This window comes from Thermomonospora echinospora (genome assembly GCF_900108175.1).
In the GTDB taxonomy this organism is placed as follows: Bacteria; Actinomycetota; Actinomycetes; order Streptosporangiales; family Streptosporangiaceae; genus Thermomonospora; species Thermomonospora echinospora.
In genome coordinates, this window is sequence record NZ_FNVO01000017.1 from 32,218 (window position 1) to 54,668 (window position 22,451).

At 73.6% G+C, this 22,451-nt stretch carries 23 protein-coding genes; 14 read left to right on the forward strand and 9 right to left on the reverse strand.

Annotated features, from left to right (window positions below; translation table 11 throughout):
- Window positions 1-83: 83 nt before the first annotated feature.
- On the reverse strand, window positions 84-1,097 hold the full coding sequence (locus C4U03_RS29195; RefSeq protein ID WP_103942231.1) for a BtrH N-terminal domain-containing protein: 1,014 nt from the start codon (window positions 1,095-1,097) through the stop codon (window positions 84-86).
- Between the two features lie 197 nt (window positions 1,098-1,294).
- A complete protein-coding gene (locus C4U03_RS29200) occupies window positions 1,295-1,486 on the reverse strand; it encodes a hypothetical protein (protein ID WP_456119808.1) in 192 nt (63 codons plus the stop codon).
- Between the two features lie 92 nt (window positions 1,487-1,578).
- Here C4U03_RS29200 and C4U03_RS29205 point away from each other — a divergent pair, with 92 nt between their 5' ends.
- Together C4U03_RS29205 and C4U03_RS29210 are read left to right on the forward strand one after the other, a co-directional pair.
- Window positions 1,579-2,655 carry a tyrosine-type recombinase/integrase gene (locus C4U03_RS29205; protein ID WP_103942235.1) on the forward strand — a complete coding sequence of 359 codons (1,077 nt, stop codon included), beginning with the start codon at window positions 1,579-1,581 and terminating at the stop codon, window positions 2,653-2,655.
- A 246-nt stretch (window positions 2,656-2,901) separates the two neighbouring features.
- A complete protein-coding gene (locus C4U03_RS29210; protein WP_103942237.1) occupies window positions 2,902-3,186 on the forward strand; it encodes a hypothetical protein in 285 nt (94 codons plus the stop codon).
- Between the two features lie 375 nt (window positions 3,187-3,561).
- Here the strand turns inward: C4U03_RS29210 and C4U03_RS29215 are convergent, their stop codons facing one another.
- Both C4U03_RS29215 and C4U03_RS29220 read right to left on the reverse strand, forming a co-directional pair.
- Window positions 3,562-4,455, reverse strand: a complete 894-nt coding sequence (locus tag C4U03_RS29215; RefSeq protein WP_103942239.1) for an SDR family oxidoreductase — start codon at window positions 4,453-4,455, stop codon at window positions 3,562-3,564.
- A complete protein-coding gene (locus C4U03_RS29220) occupies window positions 4,452-5,399 on the reverse strand; it encodes an EamA family transporter (protein ID WP_103942241.1) in 948 nt (315 codons plus the stop codon). Before C4U03_RS29220 ends, C4U03_RS29215 begins: the two co-directional genes overlap by 4 nt.
- A gap of 95 nt (window positions 5,400-5,494) precedes the next feature.
- Between C4U03_RS29220 and C4U03_RS29225 the strand changes: the two genes are divergently transcribed.
- Complete coding sequence (locus tag C4U03_RS29225; protein ID WP_103942444.1) at window positions 5,495-6,040, forward strand: MarR family winged helix-turn-helix transcriptional regulator; 546 nt, start codon at window positions 5,495-5,497, stop codon at window positions 6,038-6,040.
- Between the two features lie 181 nt (window positions 6,041-6,221).
- On the opposite strand, the gene C4U03_RS29230 is transcribed toward C4U03_RS29225, so the two are convergent.
- Window positions 6,222-7,409: an MFS transporter gene (locus tag C4U03_RS29230; protein ID WP_103942243.1), complete on the reverse strand. Its 1,188-nt coding sequence runs from the start codon at window positions 7,407-7,409 to the stop codon at window positions 6,222-6,224.
- A gap of 54 nt (window positions 7,410-7,463) precedes the next feature.
- Between C4U03_RS29230 and C4U03_RS29235 the strand changes: the two genes are divergently transcribed.
- The 4 genes from C4U03_RS29235 to C4U03_RS29255 all read left to right on the forward strand — a co-directional run bounded on the left by C4U03_RS29235 (window position 7,464) and on the right by C4U03_RS29255 (window position 12,241).
- The gene (locus C4U03_RS29235; RefSeq protein WP_103942446.1) at window positions 7,464-8,210 is read left to right on the forward strand and encodes an AraC family transcriptional regulator; all 747 of its coding nucleotides are present in this window, start codon (window positions 7,464-7,466) and stop codon (window positions 8,208-8,210) included.
- Window positions 8,211-8,738: 528 nt separating this feature from the next.
- The gene (locus C4U03_RS29245; RefSeq protein WP_103942246.1) at window positions 8,739-9,950 is read left to right on the forward strand and encodes a hypothetical protein; all 1,212 of its coding nucleotides are present in this window, start codon (window positions 8,739-8,741) and stop codon (window positions 9,948-9,950) included.
- A gap of 84 nt (window positions 9,951-10,034) precedes the next feature.
- Window positions 10,035-10,808: a response regulator transcription factor gene (locus C4U03_RS29250; RefSeq protein ID WP_103942248.1), complete on the forward strand. Its 774-nt coding sequence runs from the start codon at window positions 10,035-10,037 to the stop codon at window positions 10,806-10,808.
- A complete protein-coding gene (locus C4U03_RS29255) occupies window positions 10,805-12,241 on the forward strand; it encodes a HAMP domain-containing sensor histidine kinase (protein ID WP_103942250.1) in 1,437 nt (478 codons plus the stop codon). Before C4U03_RS29250 ends, C4U03_RS29255 begins: the two co-directional genes overlap by 4 nt.
- Window positions 12,242-12,400: 159 nt before the next feature.
- Here the strand turns inward: C4U03_RS29255 and C4U03_RS29260 are convergent, their stop codons facing one another.
- On the reverse strand, window positions 12,401-13,195 hold the full coding sequence (locus C4U03_RS29260; RefSeq protein WP_103942252.1) for an SDR family NAD(P)-dependent oxidoreductase: 795 nt from the start codon (window positions 13,193-13,195) through the stop codon (window positions 12,401-12,403).
- 30 nt (window positions 13,196-13,225) lie between these two features.
- Between C4U03_RS29260 and C4U03_RS29265 the strand changes: the two genes are divergently transcribed.
- Window positions 13,226-13,849: a TIGR03086 family metal-binding protein gene (locus tag C4U03_RS29265; RefSeq protein WP_146087567.1), complete on the forward strand. Its 624-nt coding sequence runs from the start codon at window positions 13,226-13,228 to the stop codon at window positions 13,847-13,849.
- On the opposite strand, the gene C4U03_RS29270 is transcribed toward C4U03_RS29265, so the two are convergent.
- Together C4U03_RS29270 and C4U03_RS29275 are read right to left on the reverse strand one after the other, a co-directional pair.
- Window positions 13,840-14,121 (reverse strand): hypothetical protein, encoded by a 282-nt coding sequence (locus tag C4U03_RS29270; RefSeq protein ID WP_103942254.1) that lies wholly within the window; start codon window positions 14,119-14,121, stop codon window positions 13,840-13,842. The genes C4U03_RS29265 and C4U03_RS29270 overlap by 10 nt on opposite strands.
- Window positions 14,118-16,004 carry a hypothetical protein gene (locus C4U03_RS29275; RefSeq protein ID WP_200827551.1) on the reverse strand — a complete coding sequence of 629 codons (1,887 nt, stop codon included), beginning with the start codon at window positions 16,002-16,004 and terminating at the stop codon, window positions 14,118-14,120. Before C4U03_RS29275 ends, C4U03_RS29270 begins: the two co-directional genes overlap by 4 nt.
- A gap of 156 nt (window positions 16,005-16,160) precedes the next feature.
- On the opposite strand from C4U03_RS29275, the gene C4U03_RS29280 reads away from it, so the two are divergent.
- The 4 genes from C4U03_RS29280 to C4U03_RS29295 all read left to right on the forward strand — a co-directional run bounded on the left by C4U03_RS29280 (window position 16,161) and on the right by C4U03_RS29295 (window position 19,191).
- Window positions 16,161-16,595 (forward strand): hypothetical protein, encoded by a 435-nt coding sequence (locus C4U03_RS29280; protein ID WP_103942256.1) that lies wholly within the window; start codon window positions 16,161-16,163, stop codon window positions 16,593-16,595.
- A 7-nt stretch (window positions 16,596-16,602) separates the two neighbouring features.
- Complete coding sequence (locus C4U03_RS41340; RefSeq protein ID WP_200827552.1) at window positions 16,603-18,117, forward strand: hypothetical protein; 1,515 nt, start codon at window positions 16,603-16,605, stop codon at window positions 18,115-18,117.
- A 70-nt stretch (window positions 18,118-18,187) separates the two neighbouring features.
- The gene (locus C4U03_RS29290) at window positions 18,188-18,592 is read left to right on the forward strand and encodes a hypothetical protein (RefSeq protein ID WP_103942257.1); all 405 of its coding nucleotides are present in this window, start codon (window positions 18,188-18,190) and stop codon (window positions 18,590-18,592) included.
- Between the two features lie 134 nt (window positions 18,593-18,726).
- A complete protein-coding gene (locus C4U03_RS29295; RefSeq protein ID WP_103942259.1) occupies window positions 18,727-19,191 on the forward strand; it encodes an SRPBCC family protein in 465 nt (154 codons plus the stop codon).
- Between the two features lie 6 nt (window positions 19,192-19,197).
- Here the strand turns inward: C4U03_RS29295 and C4U03_RS29300 are convergent, their stop codons facing one another.
- Window positions 19,198-20,181, reverse strand: a complete 984-nt coding sequence (locus C4U03_RS29300; RefSeq protein ID WP_103942261.1) for a LysR family transcriptional regulator — start codon at window positions 20,179-20,181, stop codon at window positions 19,198-19,200.
- Window positions 20,182-20,265: 84 nt separating this feature from the next.
- Here C4U03_RS29300 and C4U03_RS29305 point away from each other — a divergent pair, with 84 nt between their 5' ends.
- Window positions 20,266-21,336, forward strand: a complete 1,071-nt coding sequence (locus C4U03_RS29305) for an aminotransferase class V-fold PLP-dependent enzyme (RefSeq protein WP_103942263.1) — start codon at window positions 20,266-20,268, stop codon at window positions 21,334-21,336.
- A 47-nt stretch (window positions 21,337-21,383) separates the two neighbouring features.
- Complete coding sequence (locus C4U03_RS29310) at window positions 21,384-22,166, forward strand: HAD-IIA family hydrolase (RefSeq protein ID WP_103942452.1); 783 nt, start codon at window positions 21,384-21,386, stop codon at window positions 22,164-22,166.
- Window positions 22,167-22,451 lie beyond the last annotated feature (285 nt).

Genomic DNA, 22,451 nt, shown 5'->3' on the forward strand with positions numbered 1-22,451 from the left:
TGACGCCCGTCCAGTGAGGGGGCCGGGGGTGATGACCGGTGCCTTTTTGTGGCCGAGGGCCAAACGAAGGTTTTTGAGGCCTGTCAGAGCTGGAGCGCGTTCGGGGCTTCGCTCTCCAGTCGGATCAGCGCCTGCATGGCCTCGCGCTCTATGCGGGAAAGGTCGCAGAGGATGGCGCCTGCCTGTACGAGGCACTGCGCATCGCCTGACTCACCGGCTTTCGTGATCAGAGCTGCGGTTTCCGTCCACAGGGTGGCGGCCTCGGCGTACAGCCCATGGCCCGTGCGCAGGTGGCTGCTGTCGAGCAGTTGGGCGCATTCGGCGAGGAAGTCGCGGTAGAGGTTGCGGAACAGGGCGCCGCCGGTGCCGGCCTTCTCCATCAAGAGGGCAGCCTGCGGTAGGTCCCGCTGCGGGTCGTCGGTCCGTTGGAGCCATGTGCGTACCAGCCTGCCGGCCTTCTCGATGCCCCGGTGGCCGAGGTTGGCGATGGGCGGGTTGAGGAAGACGTCGGCGCAGGCGGTAATGGCGGGGACGATCCGGCCCTGTGGGGAGGGCGGGTTCCCCGGAACGGTGAGGGTGAAGGACCGGTGCCTGGCGGTCATCGGGCCGCGTGCGGCTCTGGCCTGCGCGAGGCTGGTCAGGCTGGTGGACACCGTTCCGCCTTGCTGGTCGGTGTCCACCAGGTAGGCGTCGTGGTCGTCGTAGCCGTACATGGCGACGACATGACCGCCGAAGTGCACCTTCGAGGTGAAGTAGTCCAGGTAGTAGCTGTCGAGTTGCAGCCCGACGGGGTGGCCGGCGTCGATGGCGGCCGTCACGTTCTCCCATGCCCTGCGGGGGGAGGTGGTCTCTTGGACCAGGAGCTCCAGTCCGAGTCCGGCGGCCAGGTTTCTGGTGAGCTCGAAAGGCTTGACCCGTCCCCCCAGGAAGGGGAAGCCCATGTTCTTGCTGTCCCAGTAGATGAAGGACAGGCCGGAGCCGAGGCCGAAGAGCATGGGCTCGGACAGATCGAGTCCCTGGTGCCGCAGCAGCACCCCCAAAGCCGTCGTCTCGCAGTGCTGCGTACCGCGGGCATCGATGTCTATCACCGTGGTCATGCCATGGCCCGCGCTCGTGGACGGCGGCGAAAAGAGCGCTGTAGACCACGGGCGGCCGGGGGCAGGGCCCGATGGTGAGAAGTCCGTTCTTGCACGCCATCATGGTGGACTCTCCCGCAGTGGGAGAGTCCACCGCTGTGCCCAACCAGCCCGACTGACCACCCGCCCCGAACGGTCAGCGCGTGTGCAGTCGACCATCACCGCCCCGTGGTTCTTGATGCCGCCCGGAGGCGGTCGGCCATGGCGCCGATCCGTTCGACCAACTCCGGCGGGTCATGCACCTCGAACCCGATGTCCATCAGGGCGACCCACACGACAATCTCGTCGAGGTTGTTCGCACCGCACAAAAGGACGCAGGTCTCCGCGTCGACGGGCTCCACCGTGTCCAGCGGTGTCCTGGCCCGGCTGCCGCACCGCCCGGTCGGCGGCCGGGCGGTGCGGCGTCGCGGTGCGCGTGGTGGTGCGCCGGTAGATTGCCGTCATGTCCGAGATCGCCCCGGTCGTCGCCCCGCCGCCGGTGGTCGCCCCGCCCCTGACCATCCCCGCCGTCCCCACCGCGGTCTCGGCGCAGGCGTCGGCCGGTCCGTTCGCCGTCTACATCGGCTCGCTGGGCAGCGCGGGCTCGCGGCGGGCGATGGCAGCGTGCCTGCACCGTATCGCGGCGATGCTGCTGACGGCCCACGGGCGGACACCGGGCCCGGCCCCGGCCGAGACGTTCCCGTGGCCGGCGCTGCGGGCCGAGCACACCGAGGCGATCCGCGCGCTGATCGGGCAGCAGACCGTGCCCGGGCCCGATGGCGCGCCGCAGCCGTGGTCACCGGCCTACCGCAACAAGCACCTGTCGGCGTTGCGGGGGGTGCTGGAGACGGCCTGGCGGCTGGGGCTGATGACCACCGACGAGCACCGACGCGCCGCCGCGGTGCGCAACTTCCGGGGGACGCGGCTGCCGACGGGCCGTAGCGTGCACGCCGAGGAGTTCGCCGCACTGCTGGCGGTGTGCGCCGCCGACCGGTCGGCGGCCGGGCGGCGGGACGCCGCGCTGCTGGCGGTGCTCTACACCACCGGCGCGCGTCGTTCGGAGGTGACGGGGATGCGGCGTGAGCACTACGACCCGGGTGAGCGGTCGCTGCGCATCACCGGCAAGGGCGACAAGGAACGCCTGGAGTATGTCCACGAGGGCGCCGCGCGGCTGCTGGGCGCCTGGCTCGCGCTCGACGAACGGCCGGTGGGGCCGCTGTTCAAGCCGGTGCACCGCTCCGGCAGCATCCAGCACCGGCCGCTGACCGACGCCGCGGTCCGCAACGCGGTGGTCAAGCGGCGCCGCCAGGCCGGGCTGCCCCCGATGACGCCGCACGACTTCCGCCGCACGTTCATCGGGAACCTGTTGGACGCCGGGGTCGACCTGGCCACCGCGCAGCAACTGGTGGGGCACGCCTCCCCGGCCACTACCGCCCGCTATGACCGCCGGCCCGAACGGCGGCGCCGCAGCGCGGTCGACAGGCTGCCCTTTCCTGGGGCGTCCGCCGATCCGGGTCGGCCGGGACAGTTCACCATGTGAACACTGGCGCCTGGAACGCCGGTTTCGCCCGGCGGACAATGGGGCTGCTGGAAAGAGGTCTGGTTTTCCTCATGCGGCCCGGTGGCCCCGCCGTGTCCCCTGCGGACACGGCGGGGCGTTCGATTTCCGGTGGGTGACCGGTACGGGTCTGGTGGCCGTTTGGTGTTCCCATGAGGGTTGCGGGTGATTAGCGATGGCTTGTCAGGGCAGGTCAGCCGCGTAATCCACACACTCGGGGGGAACACGATGATCAAGCTGCTGCGGAAGATGGGCCTCAGCTCCAACATGATGTACGCCGCCGGGGTGGCGTCGATCGGGATCTCCTTCACCAGCTGGCTGACGTCGCTGAAGGTGGAGCACGCCGGCCTGGACCGGGCCGACCGGTGGGGCATCTTCGTCGGCGAGTGGGCCCCCACGTTCTTCGCGTTGGGGGCGGCCCTGCGTCTGGAGGAGCAGTGGGGCGAGGGCGGCAAGGAGGAGGAAGCCCGCAGAATGGGGCAGCCGGCCCGGGAGACGATACCGGTCTCCTGACGGCCGGCCGCCTGCCTGCGCGCCCTTTGCGCAGGCGCCCGCCGCCGCTCCGGTGGCGGGCCGCGGGCGTGTCCCCGCCCGCGCCGCACGCCGGTGGGCGGGCAGGGGAACCAACGGTGGTGCATCGCGGGTGCATCGTGGGTGCATTACGCCGCAGGACGCCAGGGGGAGGGCCGGGCCTGTGCCGCGCCGGTGACGGTGATGCCGTCGGCGGCTGGGCACGGGACCGCCGCCGCCCGGTCCGCGGTGGCGGTGGTCGCGCCGGTGGAGCCTTCGTGGCCGGGCTGCCTGCCCGTACCGGCTCGGCCACGCCCGCTCCAGGACGGGCGCCACCGTACGCGCGGGTCGCCGCCCAGCGGGCGTGTCGAGCCGGGGTCAGCGGAAGTCGGCGGCGTGGTCGCGGGCGAAGTCGGCGGCGTGGTCGCGGGCGAAGTCGGCGATGTCGCGCGGCGGGCGGCCCAGAAGGTCGGCGGCTGTGTCGGTGGTGAAGTCTCCCCAGCCGGAGGCGTACGCCTGTGCGTATTCCTGGAGCATGTCGATGATCCATGGCGGGACGCCGTGGCTGAGCAGTGTCTTGCGTTGGGCGTCGTCGCTGGCCGGTAGGTAGGTGACGGGCCTGCCGAGGGTGAGGCTCAGCTGGTCGGCGGCCTCGTGGAACGTCAGTGAGCGCGGGCCGGTGAGGGTGTAGGTCTGGCCGTGGTGGCGGTCGGGGTCGTCGAGGAGTATGCGGGCGGCGCATTCGGCGATGTCGCGTGCGTCGATCATGGCGATCCGCGCCGAGGCCATGTTCAGGGAGAACGTGCCGGTGGCGGAGATGTCGCCGGCCTCGTTGAGCAGGTTCTGCATGAACCAGTGGGGGCGCAGGATCGTCCAGCGCATGCCGCACCGTTCGGTCTCCCGGTCCGACAGTGCGTGCAGTCTGCCGCTGCGGGTGGGCGCGTGGTGTGCGGCGCCGACGGCGGACAGGCGCACGATGCGTTCGGCGCCGGCCTGGCGTGCGGCCCACACGGCGTTCATGTTGTTCTCCGGGGCGCGTGGGCCGTTGGGGGTGAGCAGCCACACGTCCTGCACGTCCTCGAAGGCGGGTGGCAGCGACCGGGCGTCGTCGAGGTCGCCGGCGAAGACCTCGGCGCCCCGTGCGCGCAGGTCGTCGGCCTGGGAGGTGTCGCGGACCAGAGCGCGAAGGTTCACCTCGGCTCCTGCCAGCGCGTTCATCAGTGCGGTGGAGACGGTTCCGGTGGCTCCGGTGATCAGCACGGTGCGTGTCACGTTCCTTCTCCCTTGGCGGTGGCGGGGATGCGGACCAGGTCGCGCAGGACGTCGGGGGTCAGTTGTGCGGCGGCGATGGCGGTCAGTGCGAGGGCGAACCCGGCGCCCTGCCACGGCGTCAGGGATTCACCCAGGAACAGCCAGCCCAGGATCGTGGCGGCCGAGGGTGAGAGCAGGGAGAGGAACGACACGGCGACCGCGGACATCTTGCCGATGCCGCGGAACCAGATCGGGTAGGAGAGCAGGGCGCCCACGATCGACAGCCACGCGTAGCCGCCGACCGCACGAAGGTCCAGTCCGGGCGGGAGTCCTTCGAGCGCGAGCGCGAGCGGGGCGAGCACGAGACCCCCGGCGGTCAGTTGCCAGCCGGCGATGGCCGTCGCGCCGACGCCCTCGGGGCGTCCCCAGCGTTTGGTCAGGACGATCCCGCTGGCCATCACGCCGGCGCCCGCGATGCCGGCCGCGATGCCCAGCAGGTCGAAGGTGAGTCGGCCGCGCAGGACGATCAGCCCGACGCCCACTACGCCGGCCAGGCCCCAGCCGAGCCGCCAGCGGGTGGGCTTCTCGCCCAGCAGCAGGAACGCCAGGCCGGTGACGAGCAGGGGTTGGACGGCGAAGAGGGTCGCTGCGATGCCGCCGGGCAGCCGGTAGGCGGCGACGAACAGCAGTGCGAAGAACGCGCCGATGTTGAGGGTGCCCAGCAGCAGCGAGCGCCACAGCCATGTGCCGTGCGGCAGCTTGCGCGTGATGGCGATCAGGACCAGCCCTGCCGGCAGCGCGCGGATCACCCCGGACGTCAACGGGTGGCCGGGCGGGAGGAACTCGGTGGTGACCAGGTACGTGGTGCCCCAGCAGACCGGCACGGCCGCGGTCAGCGCGGTCACTCCCAGGGCGCCGCCGGCGGGCGCGGGGGTGGTGAGCGCGGTGCGTGACGCAGTGTTCACGAACTAACCTCTTAACGTTGAAGTTTTTGACGTTGAAGACGGTAGGTCGGGTGGTAGCTTGATGTCAAACAGTTCAACGTTAAGGAGTTTTTGTGGTGCGTGATGCCGTCGACCTCATCGTGGAGCAGTGGGCTCGCGCCCGCCCGGACCTGGACGCGTCCCCCATGAGGGTGCTCGGCCGCCTCTCCCGGGTGACCCGGATCGCCGAACGTGAGCTCAAGGCGCTCTTCCAGGAGTTCGGGCTGGAGAGGGGCGAGTTCGACGTCCTGGCCACCCTCCGGCGCGCCGGCTCGCCCGAGGGCATGACCGCGGGCATGCTGGCCCGCTCCTCGATGGTGACCTCGGGCGCCGTCACCAACCGGCTCGACCGGCTCGTCGCCAAGGGCTACGTCACGCGCGACGTCGACCCCGCCAACCGGCGTACCGTCATCGTCGCCCTCACGCCCGCCGGCCGCGAGCTCATCGACCGCGCCGTCGCCGCCCACCTCGACAACGAACGACGCATCCTCGCCGCGCTCGACCGGCACCAGCAGGACGACCTCGTCGCGATCCTGCGCGCCCTGCTGCTCAGCCTCGGCGACAAGGCGAACGACGAGGCGAGCGGTGAGGTGGGCGACGGGGCGGCCCGCGAGGAGGATTGATACAGGAATGAGCGGTAGCGGGCTTGGTGCCGGCATCGGTTCGATGACGGTCGGCGTCGAGAGGTCTAGGCGGTCTCGTCGGCGTCGGCGAGGGCGCCATCGCCTCGCAGTTCGGGCAGTCGTGGCGCTCGAGCGCGGCGGCGGCCGTTGGGTGGAGTGCGTGGGCCGGATCGATGGGTGGTCAGGCGGGTGAGCGGGCGGGTTCGGTGTCGTCGGTGGGCTGGGGGGCGGCGCGGGGTGGGGTGGGTTCGGGCAGGGTGCGGAAGAACAGCCAGCTGAGGGCGGGCATGAGGATGAGTGCTGTGAGGGCGGTGCGCAGGGTGGTGTGATCGGCGAGGACGCCGATGAGGGGGCTGGCCAGACCGCCGATGCTGACGGTGAGGCCGAGGGTGACGCCGCTGGCGGTGCCGATGCGGGAGGGCAGGTAGTCCTGGCTGAGGGTGACCTGCAGGGAGAAGGGGATGTACAGGCCGGCTGAGGTCGCCGCGATGAACAGGTAGAGGGCGGGGCCGGGGACGAAGACGACGCCGGCGAGGGCGGCGACGGCGGCGAGGTAGGACCAGCGGGAGACGATGACGCGGCCCCACCGGCCTGCGAGGGTGCCGCCGAGGATGGAGCCGAACGCGCCGCCCAGGTAGAGGACGAACAGGGCGGCGGTGCCGGCGGCGCTGCTACCGATGGTCTGCTGGGCGTGTAGGGCGATGAAGGTGCTCAAGCCGACGAAGGCGATGGAGCGGAACACCACGGCCAGCGACAGCTTCACAAAGGAGCCGACGTCGTCCTTGCCGACCGGCATCGCCGCGGCCGCTGCGGTGGCGTTCTTGTGGGCGAGGGCGCGCAGGACGGGAAGGCACAGGACGGCGCCGACGAGGGCGGGCAGCACCAGCAGCGGTGTGCGGTGCAGTCCTCCGGCGGCCATGGCGGCGGCGACCATGAGGGGTGCGAGGGCGAAGCCGAGGTTGCCGCCGGTGGAGAACCAGGCCATGGCGTTGTGGCTGCCTTCGGAGGCCAGCCGGGCGACGCGCGCGGATTCGGGATGGTAGGCGGCCACGCCGATCCCCGACAGCGCCACGAACGCCAGGGTCAGGCCGTAGGAGCCGCTGAGCCCGCTGAAGGCGATGCCCACGCCGCCCAGCAGGGTGCTGACCGGCAGCAGCCACGGCATCGCCCATCGGTCGGTCAGCGCTCCGAACATCGGCTGTACGAACGACGACAACAGCGAGGCGGCCAGCACCATGCCCGAAACGGTGGCGTAGTCGTAGGCGCGCTCGGCGACGAAGAACGGGACGAGGGCGGCGACGGCGCCCTGGTAGACGTCGACGCAGGCGTGCCCGATGGACAGCACGGTGATGGAGGTGTTCCTTCGCACCCGTTCATGGTCGCCAACCTGTGCGTTGTCGCGCTTCCGATAAACTTCCAGATGATGACGGAAATCCGCCACGACCCGGTAGCGCCGACCCGCACCCAGCACCTGCCGTCCGGCGCGATGATCGACGCCCACCGGCACGACGACCACCAGATCATCTACGCCGGCCGCGGCGTCCTGGCAATCACGACCAGCGCGGGCTCGTGGGTCACCCCCGGCACCAACGCGATCTGGGTGCCCGCCGGGACCGTCCACGCCCACCAGGCCCACGGCGACCTCGACCTGCACCTGGTCGGCCTGCCCACCACCGACAACCCCCTCGGCCTCGACGCCCCGACCGTGCTGGGGGTCAGCCCGCTGCTACGCGAGCTGATCATCGCCTACACCCGCAACCCGGACGAAGACGGCGGCGCGGAGCGGGCGCGGATGCGGGCGGTGCTCCTGGACCAGCTGCGTGCCTCTCCCCGGCAGCCCGTGCACCTGCCGACCCCTACCGCGCCGCTGCTGCGCGCGGTGTGCGGGATCCTGCAGGAGAACCCGGCCGATGGCCGCACCCTCGTCGAGCTCGGCCGCCAGGTCGGTGCGAGCGGCCGCACCCTGTCCCGCCTGTTCCGGAACGACCTGGGCATGACGTTCCCTCAATGGCGCACCCAGCTCCGCCTCCAGCACGCCCTGGTCCTGCTCGCCGACAAGCAGCCGGTGACCGCGGTCGCGCACCGGTGCGGCTGGGCCTCGGCCAGCGCCTTCATCGACGCCTTCCGCCGCACCTTCGGCCACACCCCCGGCACCCACCCCGGCCGCTGATCTCAGCCTGGCCATCAAGGAAAGCGGCCTGGCCCCGACAAGCTCCGAATCGGCTCACCGCGCCGGCCTCGTGGAAGGGCCGCAGCCCGGCCGCCGGCAAGCCGCTGCTGGTGATCTTCGGCGAGGAGAACCGGAGATGGCGGTCCTCGTCCGCCGCCGAACACCACGCCGTTCCGGGCGCGAAAGTCGAGCTGCTGCCCGATGTCGGGCACTCGCCCATGCTCGAGGGTCCGCCGCGGACCGCCGCGCTCCTGCCGGCCTTCACCGCGGCCCACGCCGCGCAGGCGGACCGGACGAGACGATGATCCGTATGCGGGGGATCGATGCAGGAAGTGAACGGTAGGGGCTGCTGCCTGCGGTAATGCGGGGCATTACCCGGGACGAGGCAAGCGCCCGGTCCTGTCGGTCCGCAGGCCGGGCGGTGCGATGCCGCATCGCGCCGGTGGCCGGGCGGGCCGCTTGCGGCCGGTTCGATGCGGGCCGGGCGGGGTTATCGTGAAGGCCAGGGCACGGCAAAAGGGCGGGGTAGTGGACGAACGGGTGGTCAAGGCGGAACCGGCTGGCGGCCGGCGGGCGGAGCCGGCGAGTCCCGACGCCTTCGGTGAGATCGCCGGTGAGATGGCCGGTGAGGTCGCCCGGCGTGTGGGCGCGGCGGCCGATCCGGTGCGGCAGGCGGCGCAGCAGGCGGCCTCCGAAGCGGCCACGCAGATCGTGGAACGACTGGCCGGCACGCCCGCGATGCGGGCGGTGGAGCAGGCGGCGCGGGAGGCGGCGGTCAAGGCAGCCACCCGGGCCGCCCGCAAGGCGGCCGACGACGTCCGCGCGGCGGCCGCCGGCCATCCCGTCGCCGGCACCGCGCTGGAGGCGACCTCGGCGGCGGTGACGCTGGCCGGACGGACCGCCGCCCATCCGCTGGCCGCCACGGCGCTGCGGCTGGCGGCGCGGCATCCGCTGTCGCAGGCGGCCGCGGAGGCGGCGCGGGACCTGGCGTCCCGTACGGCCGCCTCCCCGGCGGTGCAGGCGGCCGTACGGCAGGTGACGGACACGGTGCTGGAGCCGGTGCTGGACACGGTCACCGACGTCGCCGTCGACCTCGCCGTCGACGTGGCGCTGGAGGCGGGCCGGGACGTGGTGATGGACGTGCTGGCCGCCACCGCCCGGCGGGCGGCGCGGGACCTGGCCGGCGACCTGGCGGGCCTGGCGCGCGACCGCACCCGCGAGGCGGTGCGGGCCACCGGCGCCGCGCCGCTGGCGGCGGCGGTGGCCGACCTGGCCGCCGGCCTGGCCGTGGACGTGGCCGCCGACCTGACCGGCCGCAGCGGCCCGGAGACGGTCGAGGCGGCCCGTGAGGCCGCCACCGCCGCGGTCGCCTCCACCCGCCACGCCGCGGTGGCGGCGGTCGCCGCCCTGGCCGAGAACCCGATGGCCCGCTCAGCCCAGCAGCTGCTGGTGCACACCGCCGGGCGGGCGATGGCCTCGGCGGTGGAGGCGGTGCTGTGGGAGCTGATCCGCGAGCCGCTCAAGGCGGCGTTGAAGGTCGTGCTGCGCGAGGTGATCTGGGACGCGGCCCGGCAGGTGGTCGCCGACGCCGTGCGGACGGCGCTGACGGCGGGGCGTGAGCCCGGGCCGGGCGGGCCCGCCGGGCCGGTGGTCATCACGATGGTGCCCGAACCCGACCGCGAATCCGGCGGACAGCCCGGCGGCGGGCCGGGCGGGGAATCCGGTGCGGGCGCCCGATGAAAGCCGCATGAGAGGTTGATGAGAATCCGGGGATCCGGCCCCCGCCGGGGATCGGCCATCCTCGGCGCTGGCTAGCGTGGGTGCATGGAGTCCGACAGGGCCGCGGATCGGCCGGCGCGGGTGCTGGTCGTCGACGACGAACCGGCCGTGCGGGAGGCGCTGGTCGGCAGCCTGGAGTTCGAGGGGTACCGGGTCACCGAGGCCGCCGACGGACTGGCCGCGCTGGAGCGGCTGGGGAGCGACCCGCCGGACCTGGTGGTGCTGGACGTGCTGATGCCGCGGATGGACGGGCTGACGGCCTGCCGCCGGCTGCGCGCGCAGGGGTCGATGGTGCCGGTGCTGATGCTGACCGCCCGCGACATGGTGGGCGACCGGGTGAGCGGGCTGGACGCCGGCGCCGACGACTATCTGGTCAAGCCGTTCGAGCTGGACGAGCTGCTGGCACGGGTGCGGGCACTGCTGCGGCGCGGCACGATGACCGCCCAGCTGACCGCCCGGGCCAACCAGACCGCCCAGGCCGCCCAGGCCGTCGAGCTCGCCGCGCCGGGTGAGGTGCTGGCGTTTGAGGACCTGCGGATGAACACCGTGACCCGCGAGGTCGCCCGGGCCGGGACGCCGCTGGAGCTGACCCGCACCGAGTACATGCTGCTGGAGATGTTCCTGCTGCATCCGCGGCAGGTGCTGGCCCGCGAGCAGATCCTGGAGACGGTGTGGGGGTTCGACTTCGAGCCGGCCTCCAACTCCCTGGACGTGTACGTGATGTACCTGCGCCGCAAGACCGAGGCCGGCGGCCGGCCGCGGCTGATCCACACCGTGCGGGGGGTGGGTTACGTGCTGCGGGCGGCGGCCCGGCCATGAGGGGCCGCGGGACGGCCCGCAGGCTGACGCTGCGGTCCCGGCTGGCGTTGCTGACAGCGCTGGCGGTGGCGCTGGCGGTGGCCGGCTGTGCGGTGGCCACCTGGTTCCTGACCCGCGCCGAGCTGTACCGCAGGCTGGACCAGTCGCTGGGCACCGCGCCGCCCAGGGGCGTGGGGTTCCGGCCTCCCCCGGCGCAGCCGGTGCCGCGGCGCGGCTCCCCGATCGAGGAGGCGCTGGCCGACTGCCAGAGCGGGCCGCGGGGGACGGGGGAGACGACGCCGTTCCGGATCACCCTGCAGGCGGTGCTGGCCGACGGCAGGCGCTGCACGGTGCCCGATTCGGCCGTTCTGGTGGTCGAGCCCGTGGACGTGGACGTGGCGGCCGGCCGGGCGGGTGAGGTGTTCCACGACGGCCGGACCGCCGACGGCACGCCGATGCGGATCCACACCCGGGCCGATCCGAGCCGTCCGGGGGTGGCGATCTCGGTGGCCTCGCCGCTGGCGGAGACGGAGAAGAGCCTGAGCAATCTGGCGCTGCTGCTGGCGGCGGTGGCGGCGGTGGGGGTGCTGGGGGCGGCCAGTGCGGGGCTGCTGGTGGCGCGGGCGGGGCTGCGCCCGGTGGACCGGCTGACGCGGGCGGTGGAGCACGTGGCCCGTACCCAGGACCTGGACGTGCGGATCCCGGTCGAGGGGGCCGACGAGATCGCCCGGCTCAGCCGTTCGTTCAACATGATGAACGCCGCGCTGGCCGGGTCCCGCGATCGCCAGCAGCAGCTGATCGCCGACGCCGGGCACGAGCTGCGCACGCCGCTGACGAGCCTGCGCACCAACATCGACCTGCTGATGCGTTCGGAGGAGACCGGCCGGCGGCTGCCCCCCGACACCCGGCGGCGGCTGCTGGCGTCGGTGCGGGCGCAGATGCGGGAGCTGACCGACCTGGTGGGGGACCTGCTGGAGCTGTCGCGCCCGGCCCGGCCGGAGCCCTCCGGTGAGACGGTGGCGCTGCACGAGGTCCTCGCCCGCGCGCTGCGGCGGGCCCGGCTGCGCGGGCCGGGGCTGCAGCTGGTGGAGTCGGTGGAGCCGTGGTTCGTGCACGGCGACGCCGGGTCGCTGGAGCGGGCGGTGGTGAACCTGCTGGACAACGCGGTGAAGTTCTCTCCTGCGGGCGGCACGGTGCGGGTGCGGCTGGGCGGCGGGGAGCTGACGGTGCACGATGAGGGGCCGGGTATCGCCCCGCAGGATCTGCCGCACGTGTTCGACCGGTTCTGGCGCTCGCCGTCGGCGCGCAGCCTGCCCGGGTCGGGGCTGGGCCTGTCGATCGTGGCGCGGGTCGTGGCCGAAAGCGGCGGCCGGGTGCGGCTGGAGCCGGCTCCCGGGGGCGGCACGGTGGCCCGGATGTTCCTGCCGGGCGCCCCGGTGCCGCCGGCACGGTGACGGCCCGGCCGCCCGGGGACGGTGACTTTCTCATCCGGCGTTCACGTCCGGCTCAGCGGCCTCCTGGGCTGGTCTTCGAACGTGACCGGCATGAGTCATCTTGCCTTTGGTCCGGTTCCTGATCCGGTTTCGCGCAAACAACCGGCCTGGCGACTTCCCTCAGTGGGCGGCGAAGCCGCCGTCGACGAACAGGGCGTGCCCGGTGACGGCGGCGGCGGCCGGTGAGGCCAGGAACACCGCCGCGCCGGCGAAGTCCTCGGGCAGCCCGTTGCGGCCGGTCAGGGTGCGGGCGGCCATCGCGGCGACGCGGGCGGGGTCGGCGGCGGCCTCGGCGGTCAGCGGGGTGAGGACGAAGCCGGGGACCAGGGTGTTGCAGCACACCCCGTGCGGCGACCATGCCTCGGCCTGGGAGCGGGTCAGGGCGGCCAGGCCGCCTTTGGAGGCGCCGTAGGCGCCGCTGTTGCCGAAGGCACGGAAGGCCTGCTGGGAGGCGACGTTGATGATGCGGCCCCAGCCGCGTTCGGCCATGCCGGGGCCGAACCTTTGCCCGAGCAGGAAGGGGGCGCGCAGGTTGAGGTCCATGGTGGCCTCCCACTGGGCGTCGTCGAGGTCGGGCAGCGGCGGGCGCAGGTTGATCCCGGCGCAGTTGACCAGGATGTCGGGTTCCCCGAACGGCGCGGCGGCCTGTTCGGCGGCCGCGCGTACCCGCGCGGCGGTGGACAGGTCGGCGGCGACGTGCTCGGCCTGACAGCCGTGGCCGCGCAGCGCGGCGACGGCGTCGGCGAGCCGCTGCGGGTCGCGGGCGATGATCACGACGCGGGCGCCGGCGCGGGCCAGGGCCTCGGCGACGGCCCGCCCGATGCCGGAGCTGCCGCCGGTCACCACGGCGACGCGGCCGTCGAGGGAGAACAGTTCGGCGAGGTAGGACGGTACCGATCCGGGTAGCGGGGTCATGTCCGAGAGCTTAGGCGGGACGGGACTTCCATGATCGGTGAAATGGGGGCCATGGCCCGCGCGGTGCGCAGGGACACGGTGCTGCACTCCTTCGAGCGGGTGCAGGGTGAGGTGGAGGCGCGGCTGGCGGCGGTGCCTCCACCGATGATGGGGCGGCCGACGCATCTGCCGGGCTGGGACGTGCGGCGGCTGGCGGCCCATCTGGTCTGGGTGGATCTGCGGTACGCGGCGATGGCCGACCACCGTGACCCGCCGCCGCGGGAGACCGAATCCGCCGGTGATGGCATCGGTGGGGACGCGGCGGCGTTGCGGCGGGCGGGGGAGCGGGCGCGGCTGGCGTTCGCCCGGCCGGGGATGCTGGAGGAGTGGTTCGCGGCGCCGTGGTGCGGGGAGCAGGGGGGATGTGAGCCGGGGTACGTGCTGGTGCAGCACGTGGTGATCGAGTTGCTGACGCACGGGTGGGATCTGGCGCGGGCGACCGGGCAGCCCACCGATCTGGCGCCGGAGCAGGCCAGGCAGGCGCTGGAGGTCGTGCACGCCTGGTACGGGGATCCGGTGGCGCGCGGCGGCGCGGGGTTCGCGCCGCCGCGGCCGGTGCCGGAGGGGGCCGGTCAGGCCGACCGGCTGGCGGCCTATCTGGGCCGTCAGATCTGACCGTCTGCGCCGTCCGTCCCCCGGTCCCCGCTCCGAAGGCCGCCGTCGTGGTCGTCGCCATGTTCGTCGTCGTGGTCGCCGTGGTCGCCGTGGTCGTCGTGGCGGCGGTCGCGCCAGATGACCACGGCGATGACGGCCACGACGACGAAGGTCGGCACGAAGAAGGGGACGGCGCTGATCAGCGGATGGGCGGCCAGCACACCGCCGTTCATGTCACCGGTCACGTCACCAGTCACCATGTCGATCACCTCGCCGGCCCTGCCGCTGCTCACGTGGCCGCCTGCTGTTGGCGCCGGGCGCTGGGCCGCGGCGTCGCGGCGGGTGCGGAGGCGGGGGAGGTGGGGCTGCGGCGGGACACGCGGGACACGCCCCAGCCCAGGGAGATCATCAGGGCGAGGGTGCAGGCCAGTACGACCGAGGAGGCGGCCAGCCACACCCAGCCGGGTACGTCGTCGTTGAGTTCGCGCTGCAGGATGCCGCGTTCGGACTGCAGGGGCCGGGTGAGGTGTTCGGGGGCGGGGACGGCGTGGGCGCCGATGGCGGGGTCGGCGGGCAGGTAGAGGGGGACGGCGGCCAGCGCGCGGCCGTCGTGCAGGCGGATCATGGTCTTCCACTGGCCGTGCAGGGGCATGGGCGCGGTGGTGCGGTAGGTGCCCGGTCCGGTGCGTTCGAGCCGGTGGACGTGCAGGTCGCCGCCCTGCCAGCCGGTGATGGTCAGCCAGGCTGGTTCGTCGGCGGCGTCGGCGGGGGTCATGGTGATGCGGGCGTGGGCGGTGCGGCCGGGCCCGGTGGTGGCGTCGGTCAGGGCGACGGTGGCCTGGACGCCCGTGGGCACGGTGATGATCAGGCCGTTGGCGACGGCGGCGGCGACCGCGACCAGGGCGGCGGCGAACAGGGTGCGGGCGACGGCGGGGCGGGGCAGGCGACCTTGTAGGCCCTGGGCCAGCAGGGCTCCGGCCAGTCCGCCGGCGACACCGCCGGTGACGGCCATGAGGGTGCCCTCGACCGCGATGTCGCCGGTCCACGGGACGCGGTAGGCGAACTGCGTCCAGGCGTATTCGGCGGCGAACCCGGCGGTGCCGATCAGCAGCCCGCCGACGGCGCCCAGCAGTAGGGGGCGGCGGGCCAGGGCGAGCGCGGCCAGTTCCACGCAGATCGCCTCGGCCAGGTAGAGGGGGACGGCGGCCCACAGTTCACCGATGACGGGCCCGACCAGCACGGCCACGCCCCCGCGAACGATCATGTAGAACAGCACCGCGCCGACCGCGGCCAGCCGGCCCGCCCACAGCCGGACGGCGACCAGCGCGCACCCGGCGGCCAGGGCGATGAGCAGCGGCTGGTGCACCAGGCGGAACTGGGAGACGCCGAAGTCGTACTCGGCCTGGAAGACCGACAGGCCGATGAGCAGCCCGCCGCCGGTCATGACGCGCCGCACGTACCGCACGGCCGGTGTTGCCTGCGGGCCGCCGCCGGCGTCGGCGGCCAGCCGTCCCTCGCGTTCGAGGACCATCATGGCTACCAGTGATAGGCCGGCGCCGCCGATGAGCATCAGGTGGGTGGGCCCCCACAGGGTGACGTCCTGGCCGAAGATGCGGTGCCATACGTCGTCGAGGGGGAAGCCCAGCAGCGCGTAGAAGCCGGCCCCGGCCAGCAGCACGCCGCCGGTGGGGGCGTACCAGTGGCGGGTGATGCGGATCGCCGCGGGGCCGGGCCGTTCTCCCTTGGGCAGCACCATCGCCAGCACCCCGGCGGTGAAGATGCCGAACAGGCCGATGAGGATGGGGTAGTGGGCGAGGTTGGCCAGCGGCCCCTCGTCACGGCCCTGGGTGATGTGCAGGGAGATGTCCCAGTACATGCCCAGCAGGGCGGTCAGCAGCGACCAGAACGCCACCAGCGTCGGCAGCGCCGCCCAGCCGGGCATGCCCCGGGCAGGGCCGCGTTCGGCGGCCCGGGCCAGGGACGCCAGCGCGCCGATGCGCCCGGTGCGGTGCCCGAAGCCCAGCACCAGCAGCGCCGCGGTCAGGGCGGCGGCGCCGCCGGTGGCGATGGCGATCTGGTCGAGCGCGGCCCCGCCCGCGGGCTTTTCGGGCTGGGCGAGTTGGGCGAGCAGGTGCTGCGCCTGGTGCGCCCGGGGTGCGGTCCATGCGTCCCACACGGCGTGTCTCCCTTGTGCCAACCTGTGGCCGACCTGGTGCCGGCCCGCTGCCGGCCTCGTGCCGGCCGGGTGTGTACCCCGCAACGGAGTATGTCATTCTTCAATGTGTCATCGTCCAGTGTCACGTTGTGTGGTGTCAGGCACGAAGGGAACCGGATGCGCGCACACTCCACCGCCCTGCCCGCGGCCGTCTTGACGGTGCTGGCGGCCCTGACCTCCGGATGCGGCGAGCCGGCGACCGACGGGCCCACCGCCTCCACCGCCCCCACGAGCCCGGCGAACCCGGCCGGCTCGGCGGGTCCGGCAGGCTCGGTGACGGCCGCCGGACAGGTCGTCCCGGTCACCGTGACCGTCACCAAGGGCCGGGCCACCGGCACCGGCGGTCGGGTGAAGGTGCCGCGCGGCGCCCGCGTGCGCATCACCGTCACCAGCGACGCCGCCGACGAGTTCCACCTGCACGGCTATGACCGGTCGCTGCGGCTGGAGCCGGGCAGGCCCGGCGTCGTGGAGCTGACCGCCGACGTGCCAGGGGTGTTCGAGGTCGAGCTGCACGAGGCCGGCACCCGCCTGTTCGAGCTGCAGGTCGGCTGAGGCGCGCATGGACACGCTGCTGGCGCACGGCCTGGGCGGCCGCTCGGATCTGCCGCTGAACGGGACCGCCGCGATCGTGGGCGGCGGCGTGGCGGTGCTGGCCTCGTTCCTGGCGCTGACGGTGGCCTGGCGGCGGCCGCGGCTGCGTCCCGACGGCGGCCGCCTCCTGCCCGCCGCCCTGGCCGGGGCCCTGGGTTCGCCGGCGCTGACGGTGGCGGGACGCGCGGCGGCGCTGGCGGCGGCGGCCGGCGTGGTCGCCGTGGCGCTGGCCGGGCCGCCCGGTGAGGACGAGAACCTGGCGCCGTGGGCGCTGTACGTGACGTTCTGGGTGGGCCTGGTGCCGGTCAGCGTGCTGGCCGGGCCGGTGTGGCGGCGCGTCAACCCGCTGCGCACCCTGCACGCCGCGCTGTGCCGCCTGCTGCGCACCGACCCGGCGGGCCGCCGCCCGCCCGTGCGGGCCGGGTACTGGCCGGCCGCCGCCTGGCTGACCGGGTTCGTATGGCTGGAATTGGTGGCGCCCCACCGCGCCAACCCCCGCCTGGTCGGCGCCCTGATCTGCGGTTATGCCGCCATCAACGTGGCGGCGGCCCTGCGGTACGGAAGCGGGTGGTTCGCGCGCGGCGACGGTTTCGAGGTGTACTCCACGCTGCTGGCCCGCCTGTGCCCGCTCGGCCGCCGCCCGGACGGGCGGCTGGTGGTGCGCACTCCGCTGGCGGGCCTGGCGGGCGTACGGCCCGAGCCGGGGCTGACCGCGGTCGCCTGCGTGCTCATCGGGTCGACCGCCTTCGACGGGATCACCCGCACCACCTACTGGCGCGACACGGTGGACCCCTCCAGCGTGGTGGCCGGGACAGTAGGGCTGGCCACCGCGATCGCCGTCGTGGCCGTCGTGTACCTGGCCGCGATGTGGGCCTGCGCCGCCCTGACCGCGTCGCCCGCCGTCGCGTCCGCCGTACCGGCCGGACGGGAGGGCGCCGTACCGGCCGATACGCCGGCCGCCGCAGCGGCCCTTGCGCCGGTCGGCCCGGCAGGGGAGACCGGCGCCTCGTCCGGCACACCGGCCAGGCGGGCCGCCGGCAGGCCGGACGCCGGCGCACCAGAGAGTGCCTCAGCGGGCGTGCCGGAGAGCGTGTCGAGTAGGCGCCGGGCCGCGGCGCTGGCGGGCCGGTTTGCGCCGACGCTGCTGCCGATCGCGCTCGGCTACACCGTCGCGCACTACTTCTCGTTCCTGCTGCTGGAGGGCCAGATGACGGTGATCTTGGCCAGTGACCCGTTCGGCGCCGGGTGGGACCTGCTGGGCACGGCCGGACACCGCATCGACTACGACCTGGCCGGCCCGGCGCTGGTCGCCCAGGTCCAGGTGAACGCGATCGTGCTCGGGCACATCGCCGCGACCATCGCCTCCCACGACCTGGCGCTGCGCGTGTGCCCGCCGGGCCGCGCGGTGCGCGGGCAACTGCCGGTGGCGGTGGTCATGGTGGCGCTGACCTGCGCCGGCCTGTTCGCCCTGCTGAGCGGCTGAGACCGCATCCGGCACCCCCCACCGTCAAGAAGACTTGACGTCAAGGTGCCCTGACGTCAGAGTGGGCTGCATGCACACACCCGACACGCTCGAGAAGCTGCACACCCTGCGCACCGCCGTCGCCCGCCACGACGAGCTGGCCACCCGCCACGCCCTGGCCTGCGACGAGCCGGACGCCCCGGCGGCGCTGACCCGCCAGCAGGCCCTGGAACTGCTGGCGCTGGGGGAGGTCATCGCCCGCAAGGCCGCCTACGGCAGGCAACTGGTGGTGCGCTCGGCCCGCGCCGCCGGGGCCTCCTGGTCACAGATCGGCGCCGCACTGGGCTCCAGCAAGCAGGCGGCCTGGGAGGCCCACCACCGCTGGATCGACGAGCAGGCCCGCCGCGACCTGGGCGACGCCCACCTGGGCCTGACCCCCGAGGAGGAGGCCGCCGCCCGCGCCCTGGCCGGCCCGCCCGACCCCGCCGGGGACTGAACGGCGCAGGGCCCGGCGCATCCGCGCACGCACCCGAACGCCCGGGCGCGGCACCCGGCACACTGCGCGCCGGGTGTTTAGCCGCGCTTTGCCCGGGGAGGGTCGTCGGCCCCGATGGAAAGGAGAGAAATCCCATGAGCACCATCGAGCAGTCGATCGACGTCGAGGTCCCCGTCCGCACCGCCTACGACCAGTGGACGCAGTTCGAGGAGTTCCCCCGCTTCATGGAGGGCGTGGAACGCATCGACCAGGTCAGCGACACCCGCACCCACTGGCATACCAAGATCGGCGGCGTCACCCGCGAGTTCGACGCCGAGATCACCGAGCAGCGCCCGGACGAGCGGGTCGCCTGGACGTCCCTGGAACAGCCCCGTCAGGCCGGTGTGGTGACCTTCCACCGGCTGGCCCCCGGCCGTACCCGGGTCATGCTCCAGATGGAGTTCGCCCCCGAGGGCATGGCCGAGAAGGCCGCCGACGCCCTCAACATCGTCGAGCGCCGCGTCAAGGGCGACCTGCGCAACTTCAAGAAGTTCATCGAGGCGCGCGGCACTGAGACCGGCGCCTGGCGCGGTGAGGTCGGCCAGAACCCGACCATCTGACCCCGTTCACGCGCCGGCCGCCGCCGCGGGACCCACGTCCAGGGCCCGCGGGGCGGCCGGGCCCGTTCCCCCCGCCACCTGCTGCGCCACATCCGGCAGGGCCGCCGCGGCCGCCACCAGCTCATCCAGCAGCGCGGCCACCGCCGGCGGACGCGGCCCGTCCGGCACCAGCGCGGTGATGTGCCGCCGCCCCAGCTCCGCCGCCGCCAGCACCGCCACCCCCGGCTCACGGTGCAGCGTGAACGCCAGCGCCGGCAGCGCCGTCACCGCCAGCCCCCGCCCCACCAGCCGCTGCACCGCGATGTGGTCGTCGGTGGCGAACGCGATCTTCGGTTCGAACCCCGCCGCCCGGCACGCGCGCACCAGATGCCCTCGGCACCGCTGGCACCCCGACGCCCACGTCTGCCCGGCCAGGTCCGCCAGCCGTACCCCGGCGGCACCGCTGGGGCGGTGACCGGCGGGCACGGCCAGCCGCACCGGGTCGGTCAGCAACGGCACCCGGCGCAGCCCGGCCGCACCGCCCTCACCCTCGCCCTCGGTGTAGGAGAACACCACCGCCAGATCCACCTCACCGGCCCGCAGCGCCGCCAGCGCACCGGGCGGCTCCTCCTCCCGCAGCGACACCGTCACCTGCGGGGCGCGGGCCCGCAACGCCACCAGCGCGTCCGGCAGCAGCCCCGCAGCCGCCGTCGGGAACACCGCCACCCGCACCCGGCCCGCCCGCAGCCCCGCAATCGCCGCGATCTGCTCCTCGGCGTCGGCCAGCCGCGCCAGTACCGCCTCCACGTGCTCGACCAGGACCCGGCCCGCCTCGGTCAGCCGCACCCCCCGCCCGTGCCGGACCACCAGCGGCGTGCCGACCTCGCCCTCCAGCCGCGCGATGTGATGCGACACCGCCGGCTGCGTGTACGACAACGCCTGCGCCGCGGCGGTCATCGACCCCAGCCGCGCCACCTCCCGCAGAATCCGGGCCCGATGCAGATCCAACACCCCGTCAAGATATCAACGCCGCTGATGCCACACCCAGAAAATAAGACTTTGCCTAATACCTGCAGGCGGGACCATGATCGGACCATGCCCGCAATCTCCCTGGCCGCCGCGCAGGCCGAGTTCACCGCCGACGTCGCCTACCTCAACACCGCCACCTACGGACTGCCCCCACGCCGCGCCCACGCCGCGGTGCTGGCCGCCGAACACGACCGCGCCGCCGGCCGCATGACGGCCGCCGCCGCCGACCAGGACGTGGCCCGCTCCCGCGCCGCCTTCGCCCGCCTCCTCGACCTGACCCCCGACCGGATCGCGGTCGGCGCCCAGGCCTCCTACTTCGTCGGCCTGGCCGCCGCCTCCCTGCCCGACGGCGCCACCGTCCTGGTCGCCGACGGCGACTTCACCTCGGTGCTGTTCCCCTTCCTGGCCCGCCCCGCCCTGACCGTCCGCTCCGTCCCCCTGCAGCACATCGCCGACGCCGTCGACCCCACCGTGGACCTGGTCGCGGTCTCGGCCGTGCAGTCCGGCGACGGCCGCATCGCCCCCATGGACGACCTCATCACCGCCGCCCACGCCTGCGGCGCCCGCGTCCTGCTGGACATCACCCAGGCCGCCGGTTGGCTCCCACTGCCCGCCGACCGCGCCGACCTGCTGGTCTGCTCCGGCTACAAATGGCTGCTGGGCCCGCGCGGCACCTGCTTCCTGGCCGGCACCCCCGAGGCCCTGGCCACCCTGCCTCCCGTCGGCGCCGGCTGGTACGCCGGCGCCGACGTGTGGAACTCCCTGTACGGCACCCCCCTGCGCCTGGCCGACGACGCCCGCCGCCTGGACCTGTCCCCGGCCTGGCAGTGCTGGACCGGGCAGGCCCCCGCCCTGGAACTGCTCGCCGACGTCGGCGTCGAGGCCATCCACCACCACAACCTGGCCATGGCCAACCGGTTCCGCGCCGGCCTCGGCCTGCCCCCCGGCACCTCGGCCATCGTGTCCCTGCCGGTGCCCGACGGCACCGCCGAAGCCCTCGCCGAACGCGGCGTCGTCGCCGCCGTGCGCGCCGGCCGGCTGCGCTGCTCCTTCCACCTGTCGACCACCCCCGAGGACGTCGACCGCGCCCTGGACGTCCTCACCGGGCACCTGTCCAGGTCACCGGCCGCCCTGTGACCGGCCGACACGACCACCAAGAGATCATCACCTGCGACAATGGCCCCATGAGCAAGCACAAGCCCATCGAGTGCTGGCTGTCGGACATGGACGGCGTCCTGGTCCACGAAGGCCTGCCCGTCCCCGGCGCCGCCGAGTTCATCAGCCGGCTGTCGGCCTCGGGCAAACGTTTCCTGGTCCTGACCAACAACTCCATCTACACCCCCCGCGACCTGGCCGCCCGCCTGGCCGCCGCCGGCCTGCAGGTCCCGGCGTCGGCCATCTGGACCTCGGCGCTGGCCACCGCCCAGTTCCTGGCCGACCAGCGGCCCGGCGGCTCGGCGTACGTCATCGGCGAGGCCGGCCTCACCACCGCCCTGCACGAGGTCGGCTACGTCCTGACCGACCTGAACCCCGACTACGTCGTGCTGGGGGAGACCCGCACCTACAGCTTCTCCCAGATCACCAAGGCCATCCGGCTGATCGAAAACGGCGTCCGCTTCATCGCCACCAACCCCGACCCGGTCGGCCCCTCCCACGAGGGCTCCCTACCGGCCTGCGGCGCCGTCGCCGCCATGATCAGCAAGGCCACCGGCGTCGAACCCTACTTCGTCGGCAAGCCCAACCCGCTGATGATGCGCAGCGCCCTCAACGCCGTCGAAGGGCACAGCGAGAGCACCGCCATGATCGGCGACCGCATGGACACCGACGTCGTCGCCGGGATGGAGGCCGGCCTGCAGACCATCCTGGTGCTGTCCGGCGTCACCCGCGCCGAGCAGATCGACCGCTTCCCCTACCGCCCCTCCCGCGTGGTGCCCTCCATCGCCGACGTCCTCGACATGATCGACTGACCCGCCCACCCCGCGGCCCCACCTCGAACGGCCGCAGTGCATGGCCGGTTCCCGAAGGGCCGCTACGAGCTGCTTGATCAAACGGTGAATCCGGCGCTGTAGGGGGACGGCCGGACGTTCAAGGACCACGGGGCAGACTCGCCGACGTCTTCGCCGTTATTCGCCGTTATTCGTCGTTACCGGCGCCGCACCACCCGTTGGCTGCCCCTCCGCCTGACGGCCGTCGTCGGCACGCCGAACGGCACGGCCTGCCGAGAAAAGGAGACGCGACCATGGCACACGCGC